Annotated in this window: 22 protein-coding genes; 8 read left to right on the top strand and 14 right to left on the bottom strand. The window is 66.4% G+C overall.

Annotation, left to right across the window (positions count from 1 at the left end; genetic code table 11):
* Positions 1–125: 125 nt before the first annotated feature.
* Together acs and ACQVBX_RS14945 are read left to right on the top strand one after the other, a co-directional pair.
* Positions 126–2,066 carry an acetate--CoA ligase gene (gene acs, locus ACQVBX_RS14950; protein ID WP_431635080.1) on the top strand — a complete coding sequence of 647 codons (1,941 nt, stop codon included), beginning with the start codon at positions 126–128 and terminating at the stop codon, positions 2,064–2,066.
* A 91-nt stretch (positions 2,067–2,157) separates the two neighbouring features.
* Complete coding sequence (locus tag ACQVBX_RS14945) at positions 2,158–2,832, top strand: response regulator transcription factor (protein ID WP_431635079.1); 675 nt, start codon at positions 2,158–2,160, stop codon at positions 2,830–2,832.
* 7 nt (positions 2,833–2,839) lie between these two features.
* Here ACQVBX_RS14945 and ACQVBX_RS14940 read toward each other — a convergent pair whose 3' ends face one another.
* Entirely contained in the window at positions 2,840–6,310 is a 3,471-nt protein-coding gene (locus ACQVBX_RS14940) for a hybrid sensor histidine kinase/response regulator (RefSeq protein ID WP_431635078.1), read from the bottom strand.
* Positions 6,311–6,396: 86 nt separating this feature from the next.
* On the opposite strand from ACQVBX_RS14940, the gene ACQVBX_RS14935 reads away from it, so the two are divergent.
* Both ACQVBX_RS14935 and ACQVBX_RS14930 read left to right on the top strand, forming a co-directional pair.
* Positions 6,397–7,041 carry a 4'-phosphopantetheinyl transferase family protein gene (locus ACQVBX_RS14935; RefSeq protein WP_431635076.1) on the top strand — a complete coding sequence of 215 codons (645 nt, stop codon included), beginning with the start codon at positions 6,397–6,399 and terminating at the stop codon, positions 7,039–7,041.
* Positions 7,042–7,131: 90 nt separating this feature from the next.
* Complete coding sequence (locus ACQVBX_RS14930) at positions 7,132–7,875, top strand: pyridoxine 5'-phosphate synthase (RefSeq protein ID WP_431635075.1); 744 nt, start codon at positions 7,132–7,134, stop codon at positions 7,873–7,875.
* Between the two features lie 109 nt (positions 7,876–7,984).
* Here ACQVBX_RS14930 and ACQVBX_RS14925 read toward each other — a convergent pair whose 3' ends face one another.
* The 9 genes from ACQVBX_RS14925 to dnaA all read right to left on the bottom strand — a co-directional run bounded on the left by ACQVBX_RS14925 (position 7,985) and on the right by dnaA (position 18,340).
* Positions 7,985–8,389, bottom strand: a complete 405-nt coding sequence (locus ACQVBX_RS14925) for an ExbD/TolR family protein (RefSeq protein WP_431635074.1) — start codon at positions 8,387–8,389, stop codon at positions 7,985–7,987.
* Between the two features lie 5 nt (positions 8,390–8,394).
* Entirely contained in the window at positions 8,395–8,808 is a 414-nt protein-coding gene (locus ACQVBX_RS14920) for an ExbD/TolR family protein (protein WP_431635072.1), read from the bottom strand.
* An 11-nt stretch (positions 8,809–8,819) separates the two neighbouring features.
* Entirely contained in the window at positions 8,820–9,554 is a 735-nt protein-coding gene (locus ACQVBX_RS14915; RefSeq protein WP_431635071.1) for a MotA/TolQ/ExbB proton channel family protein, read from the bottom strand.
* A 47-nt stretch (positions 9,555–9,601) separates the two neighbouring features.
* Entirely contained in the window at positions 9,602–10,261 is a 660-nt protein-coding gene (locus tag ACQVBX_RS14910) for an energy transducer TonB (RefSeq protein WP_431635070.1), read from the bottom strand.
* 198 nt (positions 10,262–10,459) lie between these two features.
* On the bottom strand, positions 10,460–11,746 hold the full coding sequence (locus ACQVBX_RS14905; RefSeq protein ID WP_431635069.1) for a tetratricopeptide repeat protein: 1,287 nt from the start codon (positions 11,744–11,746) through the stop codon (positions 10,460–10,462).
* A gap of 220 nt (positions 11,747–11,966) precedes the next feature.
* Positions 11,967–14,387 carry a DNA topoisomerase (ATP-hydrolyzing) subunit B gene (gene gyrB, locus ACQVBX_RS14900; protein ID WP_431635068.1) on the bottom strand — a complete coding sequence of 807 codons (2,421 nt, stop codon included), beginning with the start codon at positions 14,385–14,387 and terminating at the stop codon, positions 11,967–11,969.
* Between the two features lie 76 nt (positions 14,388–14,463).
* Complete coding sequence (gene recF / locus ACQVBX_RS14895; protein WP_431635067.1) at positions 14,464–15,537, bottom strand: DNA replication/repair protein RecF; 1,074 nt, start codon at positions 15,535–15,537, stop codon at positions 14,464–14,466.
* A gap of 97 nt (positions 15,538–15,634) precedes the next feature.
* Entirely contained in the window at positions 15,635–16,735 is a 1,101-nt protein-coding gene (dnaN, locus tag ACQVBX_RS14890) for a DNA polymerase III subunit beta (RefSeq protein WP_431635066.1), read from the bottom strand.
* Between the two features lie 252 nt (positions 16,736–16,987).
* Complete coding sequence (gene dnaA / locus ACQVBX_RS14885; RefSeq protein ID WP_431635064.1) at positions 16,988–18,340, bottom strand: chromosomal replication initiator protein DnaA; 1,353 nt, start codon at positions 18,338–18,340, stop codon at positions 16,988–16,990.
* A gap of 200 nt (positions 18,341–18,540) precedes the next feature.
* Here dnaA and rpmH point away from each other — a divergent pair, with 200 nt between their 5' ends.
* From rpmH to mnmE, 4 genes are all read left to right on the top strand, one after another.
* Positions 18,541–18,675: a 50S ribosomal protein L34 gene (rpmH, locus tag ACQVBX_RS14880; protein ID WP_007510029.1), complete on the top strand. Its 135-nt coding sequence runs from the start codon at positions 18,541–18,543 to the stop codon at positions 18,673–18,675.
* A 14-nt stretch (positions 18,676–18,689) separates the two neighbouring features.
* Positions 18,690–19,070, top strand: coding sequence for a ribonuclease P protein component (gene rnpA, locus ACQVBX_RS14875; RefSeq protein WP_431635063.1), 381 nt, complete (start codon positions 18,690–18,692; stop codon positions 19,068–19,070).
* Between the two features lie 61 nt (positions 19,071–19,131).
* Positions 19,132–20,853, top strand: a complete 1,722-nt coding sequence (gene yidC / locus ACQVBX_RS14870; RefSeq protein WP_431635062.1) for a membrane protein insertase YidC — start codon at positions 19,132–19,134, stop codon at positions 20,851–20,853.
* Between the two features lie 51 nt (positions 20,854–20,904).
* Positions 20,905–22,251, top strand: coding sequence for a tRNA uridine-5-carboxymethylaminomethyl(34) synthesis GTPase MnmE (gene mnmE / locus ACQVBX_RS14865; RefSeq protein ID WP_431635061.1), 1,347 nt, complete (start codon positions 20,905–20,907; stop codon positions 22,249–22,251).
* On the opposite strand, the gene rbsK is transcribed toward mnmE, so the two are convergent.
* From rbsK to hslV, 4 genes are all read right to left on the bottom strand, one after another.
* Positions 22,252–23,145 (bottom strand): ribokinase, encoded by an 894-nt coding sequence (rbsK, locus tag ACQVBX_RS14860; RefSeq protein WP_431635060.1) that lies wholly within the window; start codon positions 23,143–23,145, stop codon positions 22,252–22,254.
* Positions 23,146–23,318: 173 nt separating this feature from the next.
* Positions 23,319–23,933 carry a hypothetical protein gene (locus tag ACQVBX_RS14855; protein WP_431635059.1) on the bottom strand — a complete coding sequence of 205 codons (615 nt, stop codon included), beginning with the start codon at positions 23,931–23,933 and terminating at the stop codon, positions 23,319–23,321.
* Positions 23,934–23,969: 36 nt separating this feature from the next.
* On the bottom strand, positions 23,970–25,304 hold the full coding sequence (gene hslU, locus ACQVBX_RS14850; RefSeq protein ID WP_431635058.1) for an ATP-dependent protease ATPase subunit HslU: 1,335 nt from the start codon (positions 25,302–25,304) through the stop codon (positions 23,970–23,972).
* A gap of 127 nt (positions 25,305–25,431) precedes the next feature.
* Positions 25,432–25,986: an ATP-dependent protease subunit HslV gene (hslV, locus tag ACQVBX_RS14845; protein ID WP_431635057.1), complete on the bottom strand. Its 555-nt coding sequence runs from the start codon at positions 25,984–25,986 to the stop codon at positions 25,432–25,434.
* Positions 25,987–25,990: the final 4 nt, after the last annotated feature.

The following is a 25,990-nucleotide window of genomic DNA, read 5'->3' as shown; positions in this document are numbered from 1 at the left end:
GTCGAGAATCGACCAAAGTCGAAGCGTGGCGCTCGCGATGCCCTTACACCGGCGCAGCTACACTCGAACGCCGTAGATGGCCGTCGCGCCGGACGCGCCGCCGAGACCCCCCGAGGAGCCCTGCCATGTCCAAGCTTTATCCGGTCACGCCCGAATTCGCCGCCCGCGCCCACGTGAAGCACGCGGACTACCAGCGGCTCTATGCCGAATCGGTGGCCGATCCGGCGGCGTTCTGGGGCCGCATCGGCCAGCGACTGGAGTGGATGAAGGCGCCGACCAAGATCAAGAACACCTCGTTCGATCCGGCCGACCTGCACATCCGCTGGTACGAGGATGGCCAGCTCAACGTGTCGGCCAACTGCCTTGACCGCCACCTGGCCGAGCGCGGCGACAAGACCGCGATCATCTTCGAGGGCGACGACCCCAACGAGTCGCGCCACATCAGCTACCGCGAGCTGCATGCCGAGGTATGCAAGTTCGCCAACACGCTCAAGCACCTGGGCGTGGCCAAGGGCGATCGGGTGGCGATCTACCTGCCGATGATCCCCGAGGCGGCGGTGGCGATGCTGGCCTGCGCGCGCATCGGCGCGGTGCACTCGGTGGTGTTCGGCGGCTTCTCGCCCGATTCGCTGGCCGGGCGCATCGCCGACTCGCAGTGCAAGGTGGTGGTGACGGCGGATGAAGGTACGCGTGGCGGCAAGAAGATTCCGCTGAAGGCCAACGTGGACGCCTCGCTGGAACGCCCCGGCACCAACAGCGTGGAAACCGTGGTGGTGGTGCGCCGCACCGGCGCGGCGGTGCCGATGCAGTCGCCGCGCGACCGCTACTGGCATGTGCTGATGGACGGTCAGAGCGCCGACTGCGCGCCCGAGCCGGTGGAGGCCGAGCACCCGCTGTTCATCCTCTACACCTCCGGCTCCACCGGCAAGCCGAAAGGCGTGCTGCATACCTCCGGCGGCTACCTGGTGTACGCCAGCTACACCCATGAGCTGGTATTCGACCTGCGCGAGGACGATGTCTACTGGTGCACCGCCGACGTCGGCTGGGTCACCGGCCACAGCTACGTGGTGTACGGGCCGCTGGCCAACGGCGCCACCACGGTGATGTTCGACGGCGTGCCGAACTACCCGGACTTCCGCCGCTTCTGGCAGGTGATCGACAAGCACAAGGTGAGCCTGTTCTACACCGCGCCCACCGCGATCCGCGCGCTGATGCGCGAGGGCGAAGGCCCGGTCAAGGCCTGTTCGCGCGCGTCGCTGCGCGTGCTCGGGTCGGTCGGCGAGCCGATCAATCCGGAAGCGTGGGAGTGGTACTACCGCGTGGTCGGCGACGAGCGCTGCCCGATCGTCGACACCTGGTGGCAGACCGAGACCGGTGGCATTTTGATCACGCCGCTGCCCGGCGCCATCGACACCAAGCCCGGCTCGGCCACCCTGCCGTTCTTCGGCGTGAAGCCGGCCATCGTCGACGCCAGCGGCGAGGTTCAGCAGGGCGCCTGCGAGGGCAACCTGCTGATCACCGATTCCTGGCCCGGCCAGATGCGCACGGTGTACGGCGACCACCAGCGCTTCATCGAGACCTATTTCAGCGCATATCCGGGCAACTACTTCACCGGCGACGGCGTGCGTCGCGACGAGGACGGCTACTACTGGATCACCGGCCGCGTCGACGACGTGATCAACGTCTCCGGCCACCGCATCGGCACCGCCGAGGTGGAGAGCGCGCTGGTATCGCACCCCAAGGTGGCCGAGGCGGCGGTGGTCGGCTGCCCGCACGAGATCAAGGGCCAGGGCATCTACGCCTACGTCACCCTGGTCGCCGGCGAGACCGGCTCGGACGAGCTGCGCAAGGAGCTGGTGGCGTGGGTGCGCAAGGAGATCGGCCCAATCGCCACGCCGGACTACCTGCAGTGGGCGCCGGGCCTGCCGAAGACCCGTTCGGGCAAGATCATGCGCCGCATTCTGCGCAAGATCGGCGAGAACGCACCCGACCAGCTCGGCGATATCTCCACGCTGGCCGACCCGGGCGTGGTGAAGAACCTGGTCGACGAGCGCCTGATCAAATGACCCAGGTAGGAGCGCACCGTGTGCGCGATCTCTCGTGGCAAGCTGGGCAAAGAGCCTTCGCGCACAGGGTGCGCTCCTACACTGATTATTTATGCCCGACGTCCTGATCGCCGACGATCATCCGCTGTTCCGCGATGCCCTGCGCCGCGCCGTGATCACCGCGCTGCCGGATGCGCAGACCCACTGTGCGGACAGCGTGCACTCGCTGCTCGGGTTGATCGAGCAGTTCCCGGAGGCCGATCTGCTGCTGCTCGACCTGCACATGCCCGGCGCGCGCGGCTACTCGGCACTGGCGCACATCCGCGGCCAGTACCCGGGCCTGCCGACCATCGTGGTATCGGGCCATGAGGAGGCGCAGGTGGCGCGCCGGGCGCTCGCACACGGCGCGTCCGGCTACATCCCCAAATCGACGCCGGGCGACGAGATCGTCAAGGCGATCCATTCGGTGCTCGAGGGTGACACCTGGCTGCCGCACCAGCTGGTCGGCGGCGAGATCGCGCTGAAGAACGACGAGGCGGACATCGCCGCCCGCGTGGCCTCGCTCACGCCGCAGCAGTTTCGCGTGCTGACGATGATCGCCGAAGGCCAGCTCAACAAGCAGATCGCGTGGGACCTCGGCGTGTCCGAGGCCACGGTGAAGGCGCACATGACCGCGATCATGCGCAAGCTCGGCGTCAACAACCGCACCCAGGTGGCGCTTGCCGCCAGCCAGCTGGCGGTGGATCCGGGGGCGATGCAGACGTTGCCGGACGACGAGTCCGAGTAACGCAGGTTCAGCCACTGCTGGCCTGCTTGCGCAGCAGCGCCCCCAGCAGCGCGCGCAAGGCCGCTGGACGCACCGGTTTGTGCAGCAACGGGTAGCCCAGCTCGCGGGCGCGTTGCTTAAGCTCGCTGCTGCCGTCGGCGGTGATCATCGCCACCGGCGGCAGCGTACCCAGCCGCATGCGCAGATGTTGCAGGGCCTGCAGCCCGTCGACGCTGTCGGCGAGATGGTAGTCGGCAAGCAGCAGGTCGATACCGCCAGCGCGCAGCTGCGCCTCGGCCTGCATCACGTCTTCGGCCACGCGGCAGTCCACCCCCCAGCGTTTGAGCAGGGCTTGCATCCCGTCGAGGATGCTGGGGTCGTTGTCCAGGCAAAGTACGGTCAGCGCGAGCTGCTCGCCCGTGGGCAACCGCGGCGCTACGGCCGGGCGACGCGGCACCGCGGCCACTCGGGGCACCACGCAGGCGAAGCAGCTGCCTTTGCCCTCACGCGAAGACAACGCGAGTCGGTGGCCCATGATCGCGGCGATGCGGTCGCAGATCGACAGGCCCAGCCCCAGCCCCTTCTCGCCCCACGGTGACGGCCGCTGCAGCCGCTGGAACTCGTCGAAGATGTTGGCGCGCTGCTCAGGCGCGATGCCCGGGCCGGTATCCCAGACCTCGATGCGGACCTCGCTGCCGTGCCGGCGCGCGCCCAGCAGCACGCCGCCGGCGCGGGTATAGCGCAGCGCGTTGGAGAGAAAGTTCTGCAGGATCCGGCGCAGCAGTTGCGGGTCGCTGCGGATCGACAGGCAGGTGGGCACCACGCGAAGGCGCAGCCCGCGCTGCTCGGCGACCACCGCGAACTGCGCCTTGAGCGAGTCGAACAGGTCGGCCAGCGCGAAATCGCTGTACTCGGGCTGGTAGCGACCGGCATCGAGGCGGGAGACATCGAGCAGCGCGTCGAGCAGATCCTCCGCCGCGCGGAACGAGGCATCAATGCGTTCGGCCAGGCGGCTGGATTCTTCATCGAGCGCCGGCTGCTGGCGCAACGCCGAGGTGAACAGGCGCGCGGCGTTGAGCGGCTGCAGCAGGTCATGGCTGGCGGCGGCCAGGAAGCGGGTCTTGGAGACCATCGCCGCCTCGGCGTCGCGCTGCGCGCGGGCGGTGGCGTCCAGCGCTTCGCTGAGTTCGGCGGTGCGCTGCTCCACGCGCTGCTCGAGATATTCGTTCGCCTCGCGCAGGGCCAGCTCGGCGTGCTTGTAGGCGGTGACGTCGGTATAGGTGGTGACATAGCCGCCACCGGGCAGCGGGCGCCCGCGCATCTCGATCACCGTGCCGTCCGGACGCACGCGCTGGAACAGGTGCGGCGTGCCGGCGCGCAGGTGGCCGATGCGCTTGGCCACATGCGCTTCCACTTCACCCGGGCCGCATTCGCCGTGCTCGGCGTTCCAGCGAATCAGATCGGCCACCGGCACGCCGATATAGACCATGCCATCGGGGTAGTCGAACAGCTCGAGATAGCGCCGGTTCCAGGTGACCAGGCGCATCCGCGCGTCGACCACGCTGATGCCCTGCGACACGTTTTCCAGCGTGGTGGACAGCAACTCGCGGTTGAAGCGCAGCTCCTGCGAGGCCTCGTCCATCAGCGCCATTGCCTCGGCGATGTCCAGGCCCGAGCCGGACAGCGCGCCCATCAGGATGCGTCGCGCGCTGGCCGCGCCCACCGCGCCGGCAAGCAGGCGCTCGGTGTATTGGATCAACGCGCGATCGGCGGCGCCGTTGGGGTCCAGCGCCTTGCCCTGGCGCAGGCCGTATTCGGCGAAGGCACGCTGCGAGCTGCGCTCACCGACGATGCGCCCGGCGATCGTAAGCAGATCGCCCACGGCAACACGACCGCGCCAGTCGCCCGCCGTGCTGCTGCTGGCCACGAACGGATCGACGAACATCGCCGCGTGGATGCGCTCGGCCAACGTGGGGCGGAAGCGTAGCGAGATGAAGATCAGGCAGGCGACGTTCACCAGCAGCGACCAGAACGTGCTGTGCATCACCGGGTCCCAGCCGCTGAGGTGGAACAGCGCCTGCGGCCGCAGCCACTCGATGCCGAACGGTCCGAGCCGCAGCCACTCGGCCGTACGGTCGACCGCCGGCAGCAGCAGGGTGTAGATCCACACCGCGAACCCGGCGAGCAGGCCGATCGCCACGCCCGCCTGGCTGGCTCCGCGCCAGTACAGCGCGGCGATGATCGCCGGCGCGAACTGCGCCACCGCGGCGAAAGCGAGCAAACCGGTGGCGGCGAGGTTGGCGTTGTCGGCCACCACGCGGTAGTAGCCGTAGGCAAGCAGCACCAGCACCACGATCGCCACGCGACGGATGCGCAGCAGCAGCAGCGAGAGGTCCTGGCGCTGCTCCAAGTGCAGGCGGCGGATGCGCAGCAGCGCGGGCATCACCAGGTCGTTGCTGATCATGGTGGAGAGCGCGACGGTGGCCACGATCACCATGCCGGTCGCCGCCGAGAACCCGCCGAGGAATGCGATCAGGGCGACGCCGCGATCGCCGTGAGCCAGCGGCAGGTTCAGCACCCAGGCGTCGGCCAAGCCACCGCGCACGGAAGGCACGTGCATGCCGGCGGCCACGATCGGCAGGACCGCTGCGCTGATCAGCAGCATGTACAGGGGAAACATCCAGCGCGCGCGGCGCAGGTCGCGCGGGTCTTCGCACTCCACCACGCCGATTTGGAACTGGCGCGGCAGGCAGAACATGGCGCAGAACGCGAGCAGGGTCTGCGCCAGGAAGCCGGGCGACTGCCCGTGGGTGAAGGGCGTGGTGGGCAGCTTGAGCAGCTCGTGAAGGTCCGGCCCGCGCCACAAGGCGTAGATGCCCAGGCCAAGGAAGGCCAGCAGCTTGATCACCGATTCCAGCGCAATGGCCAGCATCATGCCGTGGTGGTGCTCGCTGGCATCGATGCTGCGCGTGCCGAACAAAATGGCGAAGGCCGCCAGCAGCAGGGCGCACCACAGGGCGCTGTCGGTCGACGGCACGATGGCGTCGGCGCCGATACCCGACAGCACGTCCACCGACATCGCCATCGCCTTGAACTGCAGGGCGAGGTAGGGCACCACGGCCGTCACCGCGATCAACGCGACCAGCGCCGCCAGCCCGTGCGACTTGCCGAACCGGGCGCCGATGAAGTCGGCGATGGTGGTGATGTTGCGCTGCCCGGCCACCGTCACCAGGCGCGTCATCAGGCCGAAGCCGAGGATGAAGAGCAGGGCCGGGCCGAGGTAGATCGGCAGATACGCGAGGCCGTCGCGTGCGGCCGTGCCCACGGCGCCGTAGAAGGTCCACGACGAGCAGTACACCGCCAGCGCCAGGCTGTAGACCAGCGGGCGCAGGCGCGGCTTGCTCGGGTACAGCGGCTGGCGATCGCCCTTCCAGGCCACCGCGAACAGCACGCCCACGTACAGTGCCGCCACCACCAGCAGCAGCCAACCAGAGATCACGTTCTACCCTCGCCCGATGCGTGCGCTTCCACCGCGCGAAATCCCGGTTCTTGTGCGGACCCGCGTGGGGACGGCACCATGCCGGGATGACCGATGGCCAACCGCCGACCGTCCTCAAACTAGCAGAGGGCCTGCGCGATGACGAGATTCATCTCTGGACGATGCCGCACGACCACGCCGCGGGACGCGCGCCGCTGCGCCAGCTGCTGGGACGTTACCTGGGCTGTGCCGCTGAGCAGGTCGGACTAACTGACGCGGCGCACGGCCGGCCCGAGCTAGCCGGTCCGCACCGCGAGGCGCTGCGTTTCAACTGGTCGCACAGCGGGGGCCGCGCGCTGGTGGCGATCGCGCGACATGTCCAGCCGGGCATCGATCTGGAGCATCGGCAGCGGCGCGGCGCGCGGGACGTCCTGGCGCTGGCGCAGCGCTTCTTTGCACCGCAGGAAGTACAGGCACTGCGTGCGCTACCGGCCGCTGATCGGGCGCTGGCGTTCCTGCGGCTCTGGACACTCAAGGAAGCCTTGCTGAAGGCCGAAGGCCGCGGGCTCGCGTACGGCTTGCATCGCGTGGTGGTGGAGCTGGGGGAGTCCGCGCCGGTGCTGCGCGAGTTCGGCGACGAGTCGTTGGCGTCATGGCAGCTGCAAGAGCTGTCCCTGGGACCCGACTGGGTGAGTGCGATCGCTTGGCATGGACCGCCGATGCAGCTGCGTTGGCGCGGCGGGTTCGGCTGATCCACCTGGCCCGCGTTGGCGTACTCTTGGCGTTCACCGCAGCGCCGATGTCGACGCGCGGGCTTTTCCGTGACTGCTGGTTTGCCCTCCATGACCCTGCTCAGCGTCAACCTCAACAAGATCGCGGTGCTGCGCAATTCGCGCGGCGGCGACGAGCCCTCCCTCGCCCGCGCGGCGCACACCTGCATCGAGGCGGGCTGTGGCGGCATCACGGTGCATCCGCGCCCCGACCAGCGGCATATCCGGCCCGACGACGTGCGCCTGCTGGCGCAGCTGCTGCGCGGCCGAGTCGAGTACAACATCGAGGGCAACCCCTTCGCGCCGCCACGCGGTGAGTACCCCGGCTTGGTGGCCTTGGCCAGGGAGGTCCGCCCGACCCAGATCACCCTGGTGCCGGACAGCGACGGGCAGATCACCTCCGATCACGGGTTCGACCTGGACCGCGACGCCGACCGGCTGGCGCCGCTGGTGGCTGAGTTTCGCGAACTGGGATGTCGTGTGAGCCTGTTCGTCGATGCCGGCACGGTGCAGTTCGAGCCAGCGGTAAGGATCGGTGCGCAGCGTGTCGAGATCTACACCGGACCTTATGCTCACGCGTTCGCCAGCGGCCATGTCGATGCCGAGCTGGCGCGATGCGTGGAGACGGCGCGGCGCGCGCAGCAGGCCGGGCTCGCGGTGAATGCCGGACATGACCTGAGCCAGGCGAACCTGGGCACCTTCAAGGCAGCGATTCCTGGCTTGGCCGAGGTTTCCATTGGTCACGCGCTGATCGGCGAGGCGCTCTACGATGGCCTGGCGCCCACCGTTCGACGGTATCGCCAGATCCTCGACTGAGGATCACCGCTGCAACGCAGCGTAATTGCGATGCGGTAACCCCAACGAAAAAAACCCCCGCCGAAGCGGGGGTTTTTCGTTACTGCGTCCGTACGCCAGCCGTAGCGGTTTACTGCTCGGTGAATCCGATCTTGGTCAGGCCGTAGCTCTTCGCATCCGCCAGCGCGCGGGCCACATATTCGTAGGCCACCGCATCGTCGGCATTGATCTGGATCTCCGGCTGATTGGTCTGCTGCGAGATCACCGCCATCTGTGCCCGCATGCCGCTTTCATCGACCGGCACGTCGTTCCAGTACAGCGAACCGGACGCGTCGATCTTCAGGCTGATCGGATCCAAGTGATCGGTATCCGGCGGCGGGTTGTTGGTCGGCTGCGGCAGATCGATCTTCACATCGTGCGTCACGATGGGCGCGGTGAGCATGAAGATGATCAGCAGCACCAGCATCACGTCGACCAGCGGCGTGACGTTGATGTCGGCCATCGGACCCTTGCCGCTTCCAGTGCTGAAAGCCATGGTCGTTACTCCTTGCCCGTCGTGATGAAGCCGACGTGGACCATGCCCTGGCCCTTCGCATCGGAGAGGATCTTCTTCACGATCTTGTACTCGGTCGTCTTGTCGGCGCGGATCTGGAGTTCCGGCTGGGGCGACTTGGAAGCTGCCACGGCAAACGCCGCCTTCAGCTGGTTCTCGTCGACTTCCCGGTCGTCCAGATACATCGCGCCGTCAGGCGTCACGGCCAGGTCCATCGGCTCGATGTGCTTGTCGTCGGTCGCCTTCGGATTGGCCGTGGGTAGCTTGACGTCAATCCTGTGGCTGGCCAGCGGTGCCGTGATCATGAAGATAATCAACAGCACCAGCATCACGTCGACCAGCGGCGTGACGTTGATTTCCGACATCGGACCGCCGGAACTTCCACCGGTGCTCATTGCCATGGGTCAGGCCCTCACTTGCCTTCGACGCGGGCGCCGGTGGCGAAGAAGTCGTGCAGGTCGTGCGCGAACTCGTCGAACTGCGCGTAGGTCAGGCGGTTAGCGCGGTTGAAGAAGTTGTACGCAAGCACGGCCGGGATCGCGGTGAACAGACCGATGGCGGTCATGATCAGCGCCTCACCCACCGGACCGGCCACGGCCGTCATCGAGGCGTTACCCGCTGCGGCGATGCCGATCAGCGCGTTGTAGATGCCCCACACGGTACCGAGCAGACCCACGAACGGTGCGGACGAACCGACCGTCGCGAGCAGGGTCAGGCCACCTTCCAGACGCAGGCTCTCGCGAGCCACGGCCTGGCGCAGGGCGCGGTCGATGAACTCCGAGCGGCTGAGCGTCTGGGCCAGACCGTTGCCCGAAGCACCGGCCTGCTGGTGATGGGCCACGGCCGAGGCGGCGTCGAGCGCGATCTTCGAGAACGGTTCGCCCTTGGGCTGCGCCTCGAGCTCACGGATGGCTTCCTGGGTGGAACTGGTGTTCCAGAAGCCGTCAATCACCTTGTCGGCGCGCGAGCGGACCATCGCATTGCGGATCGCGTTGGCCACGATGAAGTACCACGAGGACACCGACATGATCACGAGCGTGACCAGCACGATCCAGCCGATCGGGTCGAGGTTGTGGATGAGGTCACCGAAGCCCATCTGCTTCATGGCTTCGGAGTTGGTCAGTGGTGCAGAGGTCTGTTGGAACATAACGCTACCCTTGGGAAGTCAAGCGTGAACTGTAACTGTAATGGGGATTACAGCTGATTGAGGTTGAAATTGACCGGGACGCGGGCATAGCCCTCAACCTTCTGACCATTGCGGATGGTCGGGTTGAAGCGCCAACGACGTGCCGCATCCATTGCTGCACGATCAAGCTCGCGGTAGCCACTGGAGACGTCCACCTTGACGTCCTTCACCGTGCCATCGACGGCCACGAGAATGAGCAGGGTCACCGTACCCTCATGCCGCTGGCGAATCGCCTGTGGCGGGTAGCGCGGCTGCATGCGGCTGTTGTAGCTCAGATCCTGGCTGGCCGTGATGTCCGACGGCGGAGCCGGCGGTGCGGGCGGCGCAGGCGGAACCGGCGGCGCAGGATTCGTCGTCGCCTCATCCACGGCCGGCGGCGGAGCCGGCGGCGGCGGGGTGGGCGGCGGAGTCTTCTGCTGGATGATCTTCGGCGGCGGCTGCTTGGGCGGCTCCGGCGGCGGCGGCGGCGGCGGCGGCGGCGGCGGCGGCGGTTCGATGAAGTTCACCTGGACGACGCGCTCTTTCTCTTTCTGCGCCTGCTTGGGCGGCGCCATGGGCGCCACCAGCATGAGGAACGCGAAGGAATGCAGCGCGATGGCAGCTGCCAACGCCCAGGTGCGCCTCCAATTGAACGACTTGTTGTCGAGTTCTTCGTTGCGTGAGGCCATCTGTCACTATCTTGAAGCTAGTCGATCGGTGGGCGTTTGCCGCAGCGCTTGACCCGTAATTCGTGCCCTAAAGCAACGGATTACGGCATTCTTTTCGCGCGCGGAAAGATTTCAACGGTACATCAGCACAAGGCGTTTGTATAGCTCCCGGACGCATGGTTTGGACGTCCATTTGCGCCCGGGAACAAGGCCTTGGCGTTACTTGGCTCCAGCCTTCTTCAACCAGTCCTTGGCCTTCGCAGCGGTGTCCGGATCCTGTGCTGCCTGTTTCATGGCAGCGATCGCAGCAGGCTTGTTCTTCAGGCCACGCTCCGCCTCCGCCAACATCATGTACGCCGTACCGCGGTGCTGGACGCCCTTGGCGATGCCCTGCTGGATAAGCGTGCGCGCCTCGCTGTACTTGTTCTGCGAGAGCAGCAACTGGCCGGCGCGAATGGCTGCTTCGCCATCCTTGCCCATCGGCATTGCCTTCTTGTAGGCATCGATCGCCTTGCTCTCGTTGCCGCCTACGTAGTTGGCGTCACCGAGCAGCTTGTAATTGTCATAAGACGACGGCACCGCGCCCTTGCTCATGCCCTCTTCGAGCGTCTGCACGGCCTTCTTGGCGTTCGGCTTCGGATCGTCCGAATTCTGGCCGGTGATGAGATAGAGCTTGGCGAGGTTGACGTAATCCTTCTCGCTCTTCAGCGCACCCTGGGCTTTCGCCTTTTCCATCAGGGCGATCGCCTCCGGGTACTTCTGCGCCTGCATCATCACGGCAACGGCGTTGTTAAGGGCCGTGGTGTCGTTAGGATTGGCGGCGAGCTGCTGCTCGGCGAGCTGGGCGGCCTGATCGTTCTGGCCGGACTCGGCGTAGCTGGCCATCAGGATCTGGTTCCAGCTGCTCTGCGGCTTGTCGGTCATCGACAAAGCCTGCTTCATCGCAGCGATCGCCTCGGGATACTTCTCGAGACGGTAATACGCATTGCCTTCGAGCGCGTGCGACTCGGCGGTGTCCTTCTTACCCTCGCTACGCCACTTGGCAATCGTGTCGATGGCCGGCTGGTACTGCTCATCGGCGAGCTGGAACTGGGCGAGTTCGTACTGCAGCTGGAAGTAGGTGTCGTTCGGCAGCACGCCGTTATCGATGGCCTGGCTCAGGAGGGCGATGGCACCCTTGAGGTCGCCGGCGTTGTACTTGACGTTGGCCAGACCCTGCAGGGCCAGCGCCTGGGCGTATTTGCTTTTGCTGCTGTCGACGATCGGCTGCAGGATCTGCGATGCCTTGGCCGCGTCACCTGCGTTCACCGCGTCCAGACCCTCGTTCAGCGCCTTCTGATCCTTGGAACTGGTCAGATCGAGCTTGGGCTCTTTGCGGGTCGCGTTGGGATACAGCGACTCCTTCTTTTCCTTCTCGGCATGGGCATGAGCCATGGCCGGCGTCGCGGCGATGGTCAGGGCAAGGGCGGCACCTGCCAGCATCTTGAACAGGGGGGCATGCTTCATGGCTGTCCTCTTGTCGGGTTTACGCACGACGGCGTAAGGGGATCGCCAAGACTAACGGCACATGCAACCGATAACAAGTCGCGCCGCCGCATGATGTCTTTATAAAAATCAAACATTTAGCATGCGCACGCGTATCGACTTCCGCACCCGGAACGTGCAAAAAATTACGGCGGCGCCATCATGGATGAACGCCGCCGTCATCGTACGCTGCGGGTGTCGATCAGATATCGAGGTTGGCGACCTTCAGCGCATTCGCCTCGATGAAGTCGCGACGAGGCTCGACCGCTTCGCCCATCAGCATCGAGAACATCTGGTCGGCGGCAAAAGCGTCCTCGATACCGACCTGCAGCATGCGCCGTGTTTCCGGGTTGACCGTGGTTTCCCACAGCTGCTCGGGGTTCATTTCGCCCAGGCCCTTGAAGCGCTGGATGGTGCGCCCCTTTTTCGCCTCGTCCAGCAGCCAGCTGCGGACTTCGGCGAAGCTGGTCACGCCGCGCGACGCGTTGCCGCGCCGGATCACCGCCTCGCTCTGGATCAGGTCGGACAGCTGTCGGCTGACGTGAAGGATCGGTCGGAACTCGCTGCCGCTGAAGAACGGCTGCGGCAGCAGCCAGGTGTGGTTGATCCCGTGCTGGTCACGCACCACCTCGATGGCCGCGGGCTGCTCATCGACCGCCGGGCGCAGAGCCATGCGGTAACGCGGTTTGCCCAGACCGCTGGCAGCGAGGCGCGCGGTGGCGCCATCCAGCCAGCGCTGCATGGCAGCCGCGTCGCTCCACAGATCGGGCTCGATCGGAGCGTGCTCGAGCAGCGCGGTGAACACGGCCGCATCGAATCGATGGCTGAGCCGTGCGATCTGGTCCAGCGCTCCCTGGTAGTCACGCAGCAGCTTCTCCAACGCCTCGCCGGTGATCGGCGGGACTCCCGGCGCGCTTGTCAGCTCGGCGTTGTCCACCGCGTTGGAGATCAGGTACTCGTTGAGCGCGGCGTCATCCTTGAGATACATCTCCTGCTTGCCCTGCTTGAGCTTGTACAGCGGCGGCAGGCCGATATAGACGTGGCCGCGCTCGATCAGCTCCGGCATCTGCCGGTAGAAGAACGTCAGCAGCAACGTGCGGATGTGCGATCCGTCCACGTCCGCGTCGGTCATGATGATGATGTGGTGGTAGCGCAGCTTGTCGGGGTTGTAGTCCTCCTTGCCGATGCCGGTGCCCAGTGCCGTGATCAGCGTGCCGACCTCGGCCGACGACAGCATCTTGTCGAAGCGCGCCTTCTCCACGTTGAGGATCTTGCCCTTCAGCGGCAGCACGGCCTGGGTCTTGCGGTTGCGGCCCTGCTTGGCCGAGCCGCCGGCCGAATCACCCTCGACCAGAAACAGCTCGCACAGCGCCGGATCCTTTTCCTGGCAGTCCGCCAGCTTGCCCGGCAGGCCGGCGATATCCAGCGCGCCCTTGCGGCGGGTCATCTCGCGCGCCTTGCGCGCCGCCTCGCGGGCGCGGGCGGCGTCGACCACCTTGGAGGCGATCGCCTTGGACTCGTTCGGGTGCTCCAGCAGGAACTCGCCCAGCTTCTCGTTGACCGCCTGCTCCACCGCGGTCTTCACTTCGGAGGAGACCAGCTTGTCCTTGGTCTGCGAGGAGAACTTCGGGTCGGGCACCTTCACCGACAGCACGGCGATCAGGCCTTCGCGCATGTCGTCGCCAGACAAGGCCACCTTGGCGTTCTTGGCCAGGCCTTCCTTCTCGATGTAGTTCTGCAGAGAGCGGGTCAGCGCCGCCCGGAAGCCGGTGAGATGGGTGCCGCCGTCACGCTGCGGAATGTTGTTGGTGAAGCAGAACATCGTCTCCTGATAGGAGTCGGTCCACTGCATCGCCAGCTCGACCACGATGCCGTCGCTCTCGGACTCCGACTTCAGGCTGATCACGTGCGGATGCAGCGGGGTCTTCAGCTGCGCCAGATGCTGCACGAACGAGGCGATGCCTCCCTCGTAGGCAAAGCGGTCCTGCCGGCCTTCGCCACGCTCGTCCTTCAGGTCGATGGTGACGCCGGAGTTTAGGAAGGCCAGCTCGCGCAGGCGCTTGGCCAGGATGTCGTAGTGGAACTCGATGTGGGTGAAAGTCTCCGGGCTGGGAGTGAACCGCACCCGGGTGCCGCGCTGGGTGGTATCACCGACCACCTTGACCGGATAGAGCGGCTCGCCCAGCGCGTATTCCTGCAGGTGCTCCTTGCCGTCGCGCCAGATCGTCAGCCACAGGTGCGAACTGAGCGCGTTCACTACCGACACGCCCACACCGTGCAGGCCGCCGGACACTTTGTAGGAGTTCGCATCGAACTTGCCGCCGGCGTGGAGCACGGTCATCACCACCTCGGCGGTGGAGCGCCCCTCCTCCGGATGCGTGTCGACCGGAATACCGCGACCGTTATCGGTCACGCTGACCGAACCGTCGTCGTGGATGACCACGGTGACATGGTCGCAGTAGCCTGCCAAGGCCTCATCGATGGAGTTGTCGACGACCTCGAACACCATGTGATGCAGGCCGGTACCGTCATCGGTGTCACCGATGTACATGCCCGGGCGCTTGCGTACCGCCTCGAGGCCCTTGAGTACCTTGATGTTGCTCGAATCGTAGGTCGTATTCATGCAGTGACTGATCTCCGGCGCCAGAAACCCGTCCGGCGGGGCGCCATGAGGGGCCGAGACGGGTCTAACCGACGAATTATAGCAGGGGGCTCACCCTGCCCTGTTCCACGTGGAACAGGCAGGCGTCGGAGCGCAATGCGACCGGACAATCGGTACCGGTAACCAAAACCTGCGCCTGTGCAACGCGGAGCTGGTCGATCAGCGCTGCCTGATGATGAGCATCCAGTTCCGAAGCGAGATCATCGACGCAGACGATGGGCCACTCGCCGGCATGCCGCGCATAGAGCTCCGCCTGCGCCAGCAAACAAGCAACGGCGGTAAGCTTCTCCTGGCCCCGCGACAGATGTTCGCGCAGGGGTGCGTGTTCGTAGGCTATCGTCCAGTCAGCCCGATGGGCGCCCTGCGTCGTGTGGCCGCGCGCCAGGTCGCGGCCCCGCTGGGTGCCGAGCACCGCCCCCAACGCCAGACCGTCGCCCCACCCCTGCCTATAGCGAAGATCAACGGCGCCCAACTCGGGGACCAGCTGAGCGGCATACCCGGCCACCAGCACGCGTAGCTCGTCCAGATAGTGCTCCCGCCAAGTGCCGATCTGCACCGCCGTGTTCTCGAGCTCCTGTTCCCAGGGGGCGTAAAGACTCGCGGCGGACTCGCCCGCGCGCAGCAGGCTGTTGCGCTGTTTGAGTGCGCGTTGATAACGGCGCCATAGATTCAGGAAATCGTGTTCCACGTGGAACACGCCCCAGTCGAGGAATCGCCTGCGCTCCTCGGCGCCCGCGGCAATCAATGCATGCGAGCCCGGATCGAAGCTCACCACCGCGCATTCCGTGACGAGCTGGGAGATAGGCACCGTCTGCCCTTCCAACCGTGCCGACCAACGCTGGCCTTCGCGGCCGAGCCCGACGCGAAGCGGCGCGGAAGAGGTCTTAACCACCTCGGCATAAATCGCGAGTGCGCCGGCTCCCCGTTGGAGCAACGCGTCCTTGGCCCCGGCCCGAAACGAACGCCCATGGGAAAGCAGAAACACTGCTTCGAGCAAACTGGTTTTTCCCGCGCCGTTGGCACCGACGAACACATTGACGTCTGGACCGAGTTCCAGGCTCACGTCCGCCAGGCAGCGCAGGCCCTGCACCCGAAACCGGCTCACTTTCACGACAGCACCCGCAAAGAAGAACGCCGGAGCGTCTGATGACGGCTCCGGCGTTGGCTGACTGCGCGGGTGAGACGGGGGAGGCGCATGCGCTCCGACGTCAGAGACGCAGCGGCATGATCACGTGCCGGGACTGGTCGTTGTCGTCTTCCTGCACCAGACAGCTGGACTGCGCATCGCGCAGGTTCAGCCGTGCGCGTTCGCCGCGCAGCGCAGCAAGCGCATCGAGCAGGTAACCCACGTTGAAACCGACAGCGAGATCGGACACCGAGGTGTCGGCCTCAACCTCCTCCACCGCTTCTTCCTGCTCCGGGTTGTGCGCCACGATACGCAGCTTGCCGGGCGACAGCTCCAGCTTGACGCCCCGGTACTTCTCGTTCGAGAGAATCGCCGCGCGCTGCAGCGCACCGCGCAGCACTTCGCGATCGAGCGTAGCGCGCTTGTCCGCACCGAGCGGAATCACCGCTTCGTAGTCCGGGAAACGGCCGTCGATCAGCTTTGACGTGAACACCACTTCGCCGCGTCGCACGCGCAGGTGGTTGCGGCCGAACTCAAGCTCCACCGTGCCGTCGCCGGTCTCGAACAGGCCGATCAGCTCATTCACACCCTTGCGCGGAATGATGATCTGCCGCCGCGCCGAGACGGAGCTCTCAAGCTGCGTCTCCTTCAGCGCCAGCCGGTGGCCATCAGTAGCCACGCAGCGCAGGGTGTGCTCCTGCAGATCGAGCAGCATGCCGTTGAGGTAGTACCGCACGTCCTGGTTGGCCATGGCGAACGCCGTGCGCTCCATCAGGTCCTTGAGTACCTCCTCGGGCAGGCTGACCTTCTCGACCAGCTCGATCTCGTCGATGGTCGGAAACTCCGACGCCGGCAAGGTCGCCAGGGTGAAGCGGCTGCGACCCGCGTTCAGCGCCACGCGATCGCCGTTGAGCTTCAGCTCGATCTGCGCTCCGTCAGGCAGCGCACGCACGATGTCGAACAACTTGCGGGCTGGAATGGTGACTTCACCGTCTGCCAGCTTGTCCGCCGACGTGCCGGCGACCATTTCCACTTCCAGATCGGTGCCGGTGAGGGAAACGCGACCGTCGGCAACCCGAACCAACAGGTTGGCCAGGACCGGCAGGGTCTGGCGACGTTCGACGACGCCCACGACCTGCTGGAGCGGCTTGAGCAGGGCTTCTCGTTGGATGCTGAATTGCATGAATGGGCGTCCCCTACACTGCTTTTCTGTTTTTAAAAGAAGGCTGGTGGTTGTTGTTGAGGCGGTGCACAAGCCTCAAAACCAATCTTTTGCCTTTCGAATCAATGCGATAGGCGTTTATGAAGCTGTGCCTGGCGCCTTGGTCTGACTGTGCGCCAATTGTGGATAAATTTCGGTGCCAAAGCATCCCCCTCTTATCCACAGCTTCCAACCCCGCTTATCAAGAACTTGTGTCGCCCGCCCTCCGGCATATCAACCGGTAAGGGTCCGGATCAGCTGCTCCCAGTCCTGACGCATGCGTGCATCGGTCTCGCTGAGCTTCTTGATGGTGCGGCAGGCGTGCAGCACGGTGGTGTGGTCGCGACCCCCGAAGGCCTCGCCGATCTCCGGCAAGCTGTGCTCGGTGAGTTCCTTGGCCAGCGCCATCGCCATCTGTCGCGGGCGCGCGAGCGAGCGCACTCGCCGCTTGGACAGCAGGTCCTGCAAGCGCACATTGAAATATTCGCCCACGATCTTCTGGATGTTCGGAATCGTCACTGCCTGGGCGTGCGTAGCCAGCAAGTCGCGCAGCGTTTCCTCGGCGAAGTCGGTGGTGATCGGCCGGCGGAAGAAGTTCGCCTTGGCGGCCAGCGTGTTGAGCGCGCCTTCCAGGTCGCGCACGTTGGAGCGGATGCGCTTGGCCAGCAGCATCGCCACGCTCTCGCTCACTTCCACGCCCTTGTCCTGCGCCTTGGACAGGAGAATCGCCGCGCGTGTCTCGAAATCCGGCGGCTCGATCGCCACCGACAAGCCCCAGCCCAGGCGCGACTTCAGCCGCGGCTCGAGCTTGTCCACTTCCTTCGGGTAGCGGTCGCAGGTGAGGATGATCTGCTGCTTGGACTCGAACAACGCGTTGAAGGTGTGGAAGAACTCTTCCTGCGTGGTGTCTTTGCCGGCGAAGAACTGGATGTCGTCGATCAGCAGCGCATCGACCGAACGGAAGCGCTGCTTGAACTGGTCCATGCTCTTGGCGCGCAGCGCCTCGATCATCGAGCCGACGAACTGCTCCGAACGCAGGTACAACACCTTGAAGTCCGGGTTGCGCTCGCGCATCAGGTTGCCGGCGGCGTGCATCAAGTGGGTCTTGCCCAGCCCGGTGCCGCCGTACAGCAGCAACGGGTTGTAGGCCCGGCCCGGATTGGTGGCCACCTGCATCGCGGCGGCTTTGCCCAGCTGGTTGGATTTGCCCTCGACGAAGGTTTCGAAGGTGTAGTGCGGGTCCAGGTTGTGGCTGAAATTCGCTGCAGCCTGCGCAGGAGCGACGGTTCCGGCGGCGGGTCGCGCCGCCGCGGGCGCACTTGCCGGCCGGCTCGGCGCCGCACGCGGCGCGCTCGAACCCACTTCCAGACGCACGGTGAGCGCGTGCCCGGTCAGCTGCTGCAGCACGCTCTCGATCAGCGGCAGGTAGCGGTCGCGCACCGTGTCCAGCGTGTACGGATTGGGTGCGAACAGCTGCAGCCCCGTGTTCTCGTCACGGGCCTGCAGGGGCATCAACCAGGTATGCAGTTCCTCGGCGCCAAGCTCGCCGTCCAGACGCTCCAGACAGCGCCGCCAAAGATCACTCATGAATGCTTTTCAACCACGGCTGGGGCGCTTTCGCGCGGGGTGGGCCGGCAAGTCTAGCAGTACCGTCCACCGGGTTTGGCACCTTTATCCACACCCCTGTCCACAGGAGATAGAGCGCGTCGCGGGCGCAACAATTGACAGCGCACCGCTTTGTTCCGCATACTTTTCAACCTTTTTCTCAACTTACTCAGGAGGAAGCCATGAAGCGGACCTTCCAGCCCAGCAAGCTCAAGCGCGCCCGCACCCACGGCTTTCGTGCCCGCATGGCCACGGCCGACGGTCGCAAGGTACTCAATGCGCGTCGTGCCAAGGGTCGCAAGCGCCTGATCCCGTAAGCGGCGCGCTGATCGTGCGTGCCGCCGGCTTGCCGCGCGAGGCGCGGCTGTGCCGCGCCGGTGACTTCGCCGCCTTGCGTCAAGCCAGCGGCCGCTTCGGCGGCCGCTGTTTTTCTGTGCGCTATCGCCAGAACGAGCTCGGCCATGCGCGCATGGGCCTGGCCATCTCCAAGCGCGTGTCCAAGCGTGCCGTGGAACGCAACCGCATCAAGCGCCTGGCCCGCGAGTCGTTCCGGCGCATTCGCCACGAACTGCCCGCCGTCGACCTGGTGCTGATGGCGCGTGAACAGGCCGCCGGTCTCCCAGGCACCGAGCTGCTGGCCGAGCTCGATGCGCTGTGGCGCAAGCTTGCGCCGTTGAAGCGCGCTCCCGCCGCCGGCACAATCGAGCGTTGACCTTCTTCTCTCCCGTCCTTTCGCTGCGCGTCGGCGCGGTGACCACCGGATCTGCCCCGCGATGAATCAAACGCGCACCTTCCTCCTTTTCGCCATGGTTGCCGTGGCGTACCTGCTGTGGAACGCCTGGGAGAAAGACTACGGTCCGCAGCCGCCGGTGCCGGCCACCGCTGCCACGGCCGGTGCCGCATCCAGCGCTGCGGCCGCCGATGGCAGCGTGCCGGGTGCGAGCGCACCGACGCCGGCGATTCCCTCGGCGACGGGCGGCACCGAACCGGCCGGTCAGCTGGTCACCGTCACCACCGACCTGCTGCGCCTGACTATCGACACGCGCGGCGGCAGCCTGGTGCGCTCTGAGTTGCTTAACTACCCGGTGACGCCGCGCACGAAGAAGAATCCCAATCCCGCGCCGATCCGCCTGCTTGACGACAGCGCCACGCATTTCTTCGCTGCGCAGGACGGCCTGATCAGCGCCAGTGGCCCGGCCCCGGACCATCGCGCCCTGTTCCAGGCCAGCGCCACCAGCTACACGCTCGACAAGGGCCAGGACGCGCTGAATGTGGACCTGGTCTGGACCGATCCCTCCGGCTTGCGCGTGACCAAGCGCTACACCGTGCATCGCGGCAGCTACGTGGTGGATCTTTCGCAGCAGATCGACAACGGCAGCGGCAAGCCGTGGACCGGCAACGCCTACCGGCAGCTGCAGCGCGTGGTGCCGCCGCCGCCGGTGCACAGCAATTTCCTGGAGAAGTTCTCCGACCAGTCGCGCTACAGCTTCTTCGGCGTGGCGTGGTACAGCCCGGAAAAGAAGTTCGACAAGCTGCCCTTCGACAAATTCGAGAAGGAGCCGCTGAACCTCGCCATCACCGGCGGCTGGACCGCGATGGAGCAGCACTACTTCGTCACCGCCTGGCTGCCGCCGGCGAACGATGCGGAAACCTTCTCCACCGCCGTGATCAAGGACCAGGACGGCCCGCGCTACCTGATCCGCGACATGGGGCCGAGCATCACCGTGGCGCCGGGCCAGCAGGGCACCAGCGCCGCGCGTCTCTACGTGGGTCCGAAGTTGCGCGAAAAGCTTGCCGCCATCGCGCCGGGGCTGGAGCTCACGCTCGACTACGGCATGTTCTCGATCGTGGCCAGCCCGCTGCACTGGATCCTCAACCAGCTGCACAAGTTCTCGGGCAACTGGGGCTTCGCGATCATCCTGCTGGTGTTGCTGATCAACGTGGCCATCTACAAGCTGAGCGAGGCGCAGTACGTTTCCGCCGCGCGCATGCGCAAGCTCAAGCCGCGGATGGATGCGCTCAAGGAGCGCTACGGCGACGACAAGCAGAAGATGCAGCAGGCGATGATGGAGCTGTACAAGAAGGAGAAGATCAACCCGGTCGCCGGCTGCCTGCCGGTGCTGATCACGATCCCGATCTTCTTCGCCCTGTACACCGTGCTGCGCGAGAGCGTCGAGCTTCGCCAGGCCCCGTTCATCGGCTGGATCCACGACCTGTCGGCGGCCGATCCGTACTTCGTGCTGCCGGCGATCTACGTATTGGTGATGCTTGCCACCCAGTGGATGATGCCGCAGCAGCCGGGCATGGATCCGACCCAGGCGAAGATGATGAAGTTCATGCCGCTGATGTTCGCGGTGATGTTCGCCTTCTTCCCGGCCGGCCTGGTGGTGTACTACATCGTCAACGGCCTGTGCCGTCTGGCCCAGCAGTGGTGGGTGACCCGCCGCATTGATCGCGCCGAGGCCGCCAAAGGCCAGGCGATCGCCAAGGGCTGAATGCATTTATGCCCGCCGCACGCCGCAGCGGGCGGCCGCGAGTGACGCTGCGTGAGTGATGCCGCGACCGTCGACACCATCGCCGCCATCGCCACGGCTTCGGGGGCTGCGGGCGTAGGCATGGTGCGGGTCTCCGGTCCGGCCGTGCCGGACATCGCCATCGCCCTGCTCGGCCGTATGCCCTTGCCGCGACACGCGCACTTCCTCGCCCTGCGCGATCGCGACGGTGCGCTGATCGATCGCGGCCTGCTGCTGCACTTCCCCGCGCCGGCGTCCTACACCGGTGAACACGTGCTCGAGTTGCAGGGCCACGGCAGCGCGGTGCTGCTCGATGCGCTGCTTCGCCGCGTGTGCGAGCTGGGTGCACGGCTGGCGCGACCGGGCGAATTCACCGAGCGCGCCTTCCTCAACGGCAAACTCGACCTGGTCCAGGCCGAGGCGGTGGCCGACCTCATCGCGGCCCGCTCGAAGCTCGCCGCCCGCGCAGCGCTGCAGTCGATGGAAGGCGTGTTCTCACGCCGCGTGCAGCACCTGCTCGATGCGCTGATCGCGCTGCGCGTGCACGTGGAGGCCGCCATCGATTTTCCCGAAGAGGAGATCGATTTCCTCGCCGACCCCGCCATCACGCAACAACTCGAAGCGCTGCGCGAGGAACATGCGCAACTGCTGCGCGAAGCCGAGCGCGGCGTGCGCCTGAGCGACGGGCTGCGGGTGGCGATCATCGGCCGGCCGAACGCGGGCAAGTCCAGCCTGCTCAACGCGCTGGCCGGCCGCGATCGCGCCATCGTCACCTCCATCGCCGGCACCACCCGCGATGTGCTGCGCGAAACCGTGCAGCTCGACGGTATTGCGCTGGAGCTGGCCGATACCGCCGGCTTGCGCGACACCGATGACGTCGTCGAGCGCGAAGGGGTACGCCGCGCGCAGCAGGAACTGGCCCAGGCCGACGTGGCGCTGCTGGTCACCGAACAGGCGCATCGGGCCGACGACCTCGCACTGCTGGCGGATCTGCCCGATGCGGTGATGCGGCTTATCGTCGTCAACAAGATCGACCGCGACGGTGCGCCGGGTGCACACGAGGCGGACGCCGCGAATACGCTGTGGCTGTCCGCGCGCACCGGCGAGGGCCTCGACGCCCTGCGCGCACGTTTGCGTGAGCTGGCCGCGGCCGGCGGCGGCGAGGGTGCGTTCAGCGCGCGGCGTCGCCACGTGCTGGCCCTGCAACAGGTGGGGCAACACCTGGAGCACGCCGCCGCGGTGCTGACGGCTACCCGCGCCGGCGAGCTGGCCGCCGAGGAGCTGCGCCAGGCGCAGCACGCGCTGGGCGAAATCACTGGCAGCTACACCAGCGACGACCTGCTCGGTGCGATCTTCGGTTCGTTCTGCATCGGCAAATGATCAGCTCGATCGCGCGAGCAATGCGTCGACCTCGGCCGCATGGGGCATGCCGCCCTGCGCGCCCAGCCGGGTCACCGACAGCGCGGCCGCCGCGCAGGCCTTGCGCACGGCCTGCTGCAAGCCCTCGCGCAGATAGACCGCCAGCGCGCCGTTGAAGGTGTCGCCAGCCCCGGTGGTGTCGACCACGGGAACCGCAAAGCCGGCCTGGTGCTGCGGATCGCCATCCTCGCGATACCACGCACCCTCGCCGCCGCGGGTGAGCACCACCGGGCACGGCGCGCGCCGCATCAGCGCACGGAAGTCATCGCCCGTGTCGCCGCCCAGTACGGTGACCAGCTCGTGCTGGTTCGGCGTGAGGTAGCTTGCCAGCGCGAGCCAGTCGCGCGGCAGCGGCTGCGCCGGGGCGGGATTGAGGATCACCGGCACGCCCAGGCGGTGACCCAGGCGCACCGTGGCCTCGACCGACTCCAGCGGAATCTCCATCTGCACCAGCACCGCATCGGCGCGCTCGATCGCGCGCTGCGCCGCATGCACCTGCGCCGGGGTGACGCGTGCGTTCGCCGCAGGCACCACAATGATCTGGTTGTCGCCCTCGGCCACGGTGATCGAGGCGGTACCGCTGTCGACGTCGGGCAGCGTCGCTACGTGAGTGAGGTCGACGCCCTCATCCGCCAGCCCCTGTTTCAGGCTCGCGCCGAACGCGTCATCGCCCACCGCACCGACCAGCGTTACCTCGGCGCCCAGCCGTGCCGCGGCCACGGCCTGGTTGGCCCCTTTGCCGCCGGGCACGGTGAGGAAGCGCTCGCCGAGCAGGGTCTCGCCGGGCATCGGAAAGCGCGCGGCTACGGTCACCAGATCCATGTTGATGCTGCCGACGACGACGATGCGGGCCATGCCGCCTCCGGAGAAATACGTGGGTCGACGAGGATACGCGATGCGCTGCCACCAGGCCGCAGCGTTGGCCCGACCGCGACGTCGAACAAGTGGGCCGCACGCCGTCATCGTCGCCAAGAACGAAAAGGCCCACCGCATGGGTGGGCCTTCTATTTACAACAGAGAGGGGCGAGTTACTGCGCGCGCCCGACGCCCGAGTCGCCCTGCTCCAGTGGCGGCGGCGTGCCGGCCACGGCGAGCAGCGACTGCGCGTAGCCGTCTTCCAGGCTGATCGTGGAGACCTCGTCCCACGAGAAGAACGACGCCTCGCGCAGCCATTCGGCGTCGGGTGTGATCTCCTGCATGTTGAAGCCGTCCTCTTCCACGCTGAGCAGGCGCCCCACGTAGCAGACCTCGGCCTCTTCCTCGCTGTCCACGTGTACGCCGATCACCGGCGCGAGCTGGCCGGCCGCCTGCACCACCTCGCGAATGCCGTCGAGCGGGAAACCGCGCGGCACGCGTGGCAGGATGCCCTTGAGCGCCAGCGCTTTCTCCATGAACACGTGGTGCGTGTCCGGCGCTTCGAGCTCAGTGATGTCGCGATGCCGCATGACGTACATGCCGTCGTAGGTGATGGCATCACCCACCACCCAGAGCAGGAAGAACTCCCGCCCGACGCCGCCCACGTAGCCACAGAAGCTGCCGTGCTCCAGCTCGCCACGCCACAACCGGATCAGCTGATGCTTCTGCTGCGCTTCGCGCAACTGGGCACGCTGGCCGGTGACTTTCAGTTCGATGACCTTGCCCATGACGCCTATTTTAACAGAGGGGGTCCGTCCGCTTGTTCAGAGGATGTAGCGGCTCAGATCCTGGTCCTGCACCAGGTCTCCCAGCGTTTTATCTACAAATTCGCCGTCGATTAGGTACTTTTCGCCGCTTTTGTCCGCCGCCTCATACGAGATGCTCTCCAGCAGCCGCTCCATCACGGTGTGCAGGCGGCGGGCACCGATGTTCTCGGTGCGCTCGTTGACCTGGAACGCCACCTCGGCCAGCCGGTCGATGCCCGACTCGCTGAATTCGATGGTGACGCCCTCGGTGGCGAGCAGGGCGACGTACTGCTTGGTCAGCGCGTTGTTCGGTTCGCGCAGGATGCGCTTGAAGTCGTCCACGCTCAGCGCCGACAGTTCCACCCGGATCGGCAGGCGACCCTGCAGCTCCGGAATCAGGTCCGACGGACGCGCCAGCGAGAACGCGCCCGAGGCGATGAACAGCATGTGGTCGGTCTTGATCGGGCCGTACTTGGTGGACACGGTGGAGCCTTCCACCAGCGGCAGCAGGTCGCGCTGCACGCCCTCGCGGCTGACCCCGGCGTGGCCGTGGTCGGAGCGCTGGGCTACCTTGTCGATCTCGTCGATGAAGACGATGCCGTGCTGTTCGGCGGCGAACACCGCCTGGGCGCGCACCTCCTCCTCGTTGAGCAGCTTGCCGGCCTCCTCGTCGATCAGCAGCGGGCGCGCCGCCTTGATCGGCAGCTTGCGCGTCTGCGTCTTGCCGCCGCCAATGTTCTGGAACATCTGGCGCAGCTGCGCGCCCATCTCCTCCATGCCGGGTGGCGACATGATCTCCACGCCCACGTTCATCGCCGTTTCCAGCTCGATCTCGCGCTCGTCCAGCGCGCCTTCGCGCAATTGCTTGCGCAGTTTCTGGCGGGTGTCGTTGTCGCTGGCGGGCGCCGGATCATGGCTCCAGTCCGCCGGCGCCTGTCGGCGCGGCAGCAGCGCGTCGAGAATGCGGTCCTCGGCGCGGTCCTCGGCCTGCGAGCGCACGCGCTTGACCGCCTGCTCGCGGGTCAGCTTGTAGGCCACGTCAGCGAGGTCGCGGATGATCGACTCGACGTCCTTACCCACGTAGCCGACCTCGGTGAACTTGGTCGCCTCCACCTTCACGAACGGCGCATTGGCCAGAGTCGCCAGCCGGCGCGCGATCTCGGTCTTGCCCACGCCGGTGGGGCCGATCATCAGGATGTTCTTCGGCGTCACCTCGTTGCGCAGCGACGGCTCCAGCTGCATGCGCCGCCAGCGGCTGCGCAGCGCCACCGCCACGGCGCGCTTGGCGTCGTGCTGGCCGATGATGTAGCGGTCGAGTTCGTTGACGATTTCGCGGGGGGTCAGTTCGGACATGGATCTCACCGGGAGTCGGGGTTTGCGCCATCCCGGCGGCGGTCGGAATCCAGTGCCTCGATACGTCGACCCTGAACTCCGGCGCACGCCGGCATGACGCTGGAAGAGCGCGCGGGCGCGAGGTCTCCTACAGCTCTTCGATGGTGGTGTTGTGGTTGGTGTAGATGCAGATGTCGCCGGCGATCTTCAGCGACTTCTCGACGATGGTGCGCGCATCGAGTTCGGTGTTTTCCAGCAGCGCCTGCGCCGCGGACTGCGCGTACGGGCCGCCGGAACCGATCGCGATCAGGCCGTGCTCGGGTTCGAGCACGTCGCCGTTGCCGGAGATCAGCAGCGAGGCGTCCTTGTCGGCCACCGCGAGCATCGCCTCCAGCTTTCCGTAGCGACGGTCGGTGCGCCAGTCCTTGGCCATCTCCACCGCGGCGCGGGTGAGGTTGCCGCCGTGCTTGTCCAGCTTCTGCTCGAACAGCTCGAACAGCGTGAACGCGTCCGCGGTGGCACCGGCGAAACCGGCCAGCACGTCGCCCTTGCCGAGGCGGCGGATCTTGCGCGCGTTGGCCTTCATCACCGTGTTGCCCAGGGTGACCTGGCCGTCGCCGCCGATCACGACCTTGCCGTGGCGACGCACCGAGACGATGGTGGTGGCGTGGAACGATTCCATGGGGTTTCCGCTCAGGGGCACGAAC

Origin of the sequence: Dyella thailandensis (assembly GCF_050749815.1) — a bacterium.
Classification (GTDB): Bacteria; Pseudomonadota; Gammaproteobacteria; order Xanthomonadales; family Rhodanobacteraceae; genus Dyella_A.
Note: the sequence above shows the minus strand (reverse complement) of the source record. Positions and strands in the feature narration are given on the sequence as shown.

Excerpts from the sequence above, each read along its gene's own strand:
- yidC (WP_431635062.1), top strand. The coding sequence starts at position 19,132 with ATGAATCAAACGCGCACCTTCCTCCTTTTCGCCATGGTTGCCGTGGCG.
- ACQVBX_RS14930 (WP_431635075.1), top strand. The coding sequence starts at position 7,132 with ATGACCCTGCTCAGCGTCAACCTCAACAAGATCGCGGTGCTGCGCAAT.
- ACQVBX_RS14910 (WP_431635070.1), bottom strand. The coding sequence starts at position 10,261 with ATGGCCTCACGCAACGAAGAACTCGACAACAAGTCGTTCAATTGGAGG.
- rpmH (WP_007510029.1), top strand. The coding sequence starts at position 18,541 with ATGAAGCGGACCTTCCAGCCCAGCAAGCTCAAGCGCGCCCGCACCCAC.
- acs (WP_431635080.1), top strand. The coding sequence starts at position 126 with ATGTCCAAGCTTTATCCGGTCACGCCCGAATTCGCCGCCCGCGCCCAC.
- ACQVBX_RS14925 (WP_431635074.1), bottom strand. The coding sequence starts at position 8,389 with ATGGCTTTCAGCACTGGAAGCGGCAAGGGTCCGATGGCCGACATCAAC.
- dnaA (WP_431635064.1), bottom strand. The coding sequence starts at position 18,340 with ATGAGTGATCTTTGGCGGCGCTGTCTGGAGCGTCTGGACGGCGAGCTT.
- dnaN (WP_431635066.1), bottom strand. The coding sequence starts at position 16,735 with ATGCAATTCAGCATCCAACGAGAAGCCCTGCTCAAGCCGCTCCAGCAG.
- gyrB (WP_431635068.1), bottom strand. The coding sequence starts at position 14,387 with ATGAATACGACCTACGATTCGAGCAACATCAAGGTACTCAAGGGCCTC.
- ACQVBX_RS14915 (WP_431635071.1), bottom strand. The coding sequence starts at position 9,554 with ATGTTCCAACAGACCTCTGCACCACTGACCAACTCCGAAGCCATGAAG.
- rbsK (WP_431635060.1), bottom strand. The coding sequence starts at position 23,145 with ATGGCCCGCATCGTCGTCGTCGGCAGCATCAACATGGATCTGGTGACC.
- ACQVBX_RS14855 (WP_431635059.1), bottom strand. The coding sequence starts at position 23,933 with ATGGGCAAGGTCATCGAACTGAAAGTCACCGGCCAGCGTGCCCAGTTG.
- hslU (WP_431635058.1), bottom strand. The coding sequence starts at position 25,304 with ATGTCCGAACTGACCCCCCGCGAAATCGTCAACGAACTCGACCGCTAC.
- ACQVBX_RS14935 (WP_431635076.1), top strand. The coding sequence starts at position 6,397 with ATGACCGATGGCCAACCGCCGACCGTCCTCAAACTAGCAGAGGGCCTG.
- ACQVBX_RS14945 (WP_431635079.1), top strand. The coding sequence starts at position 2,158 with ATGCCCGACGTCCTGATCGCCGACGATCATCCGCTGTTCCGCGATGCC.
- ACQVBX_RS14920 (WP_431635072.1), bottom strand. The coding sequence starts at position 8,808 with ATGGCAATGAGCACCGGTGGAAGTTCCGGCGGTCCGATGTCGGAAATC.
- ACQVBX_RS14905 (WP_431635069.1), bottom strand. The coding sequence starts at position 11,746 with ATGAAGCATGCCCCCCTGTTCAAGATGCTGGCAGGTGCCGCCCTTGCC.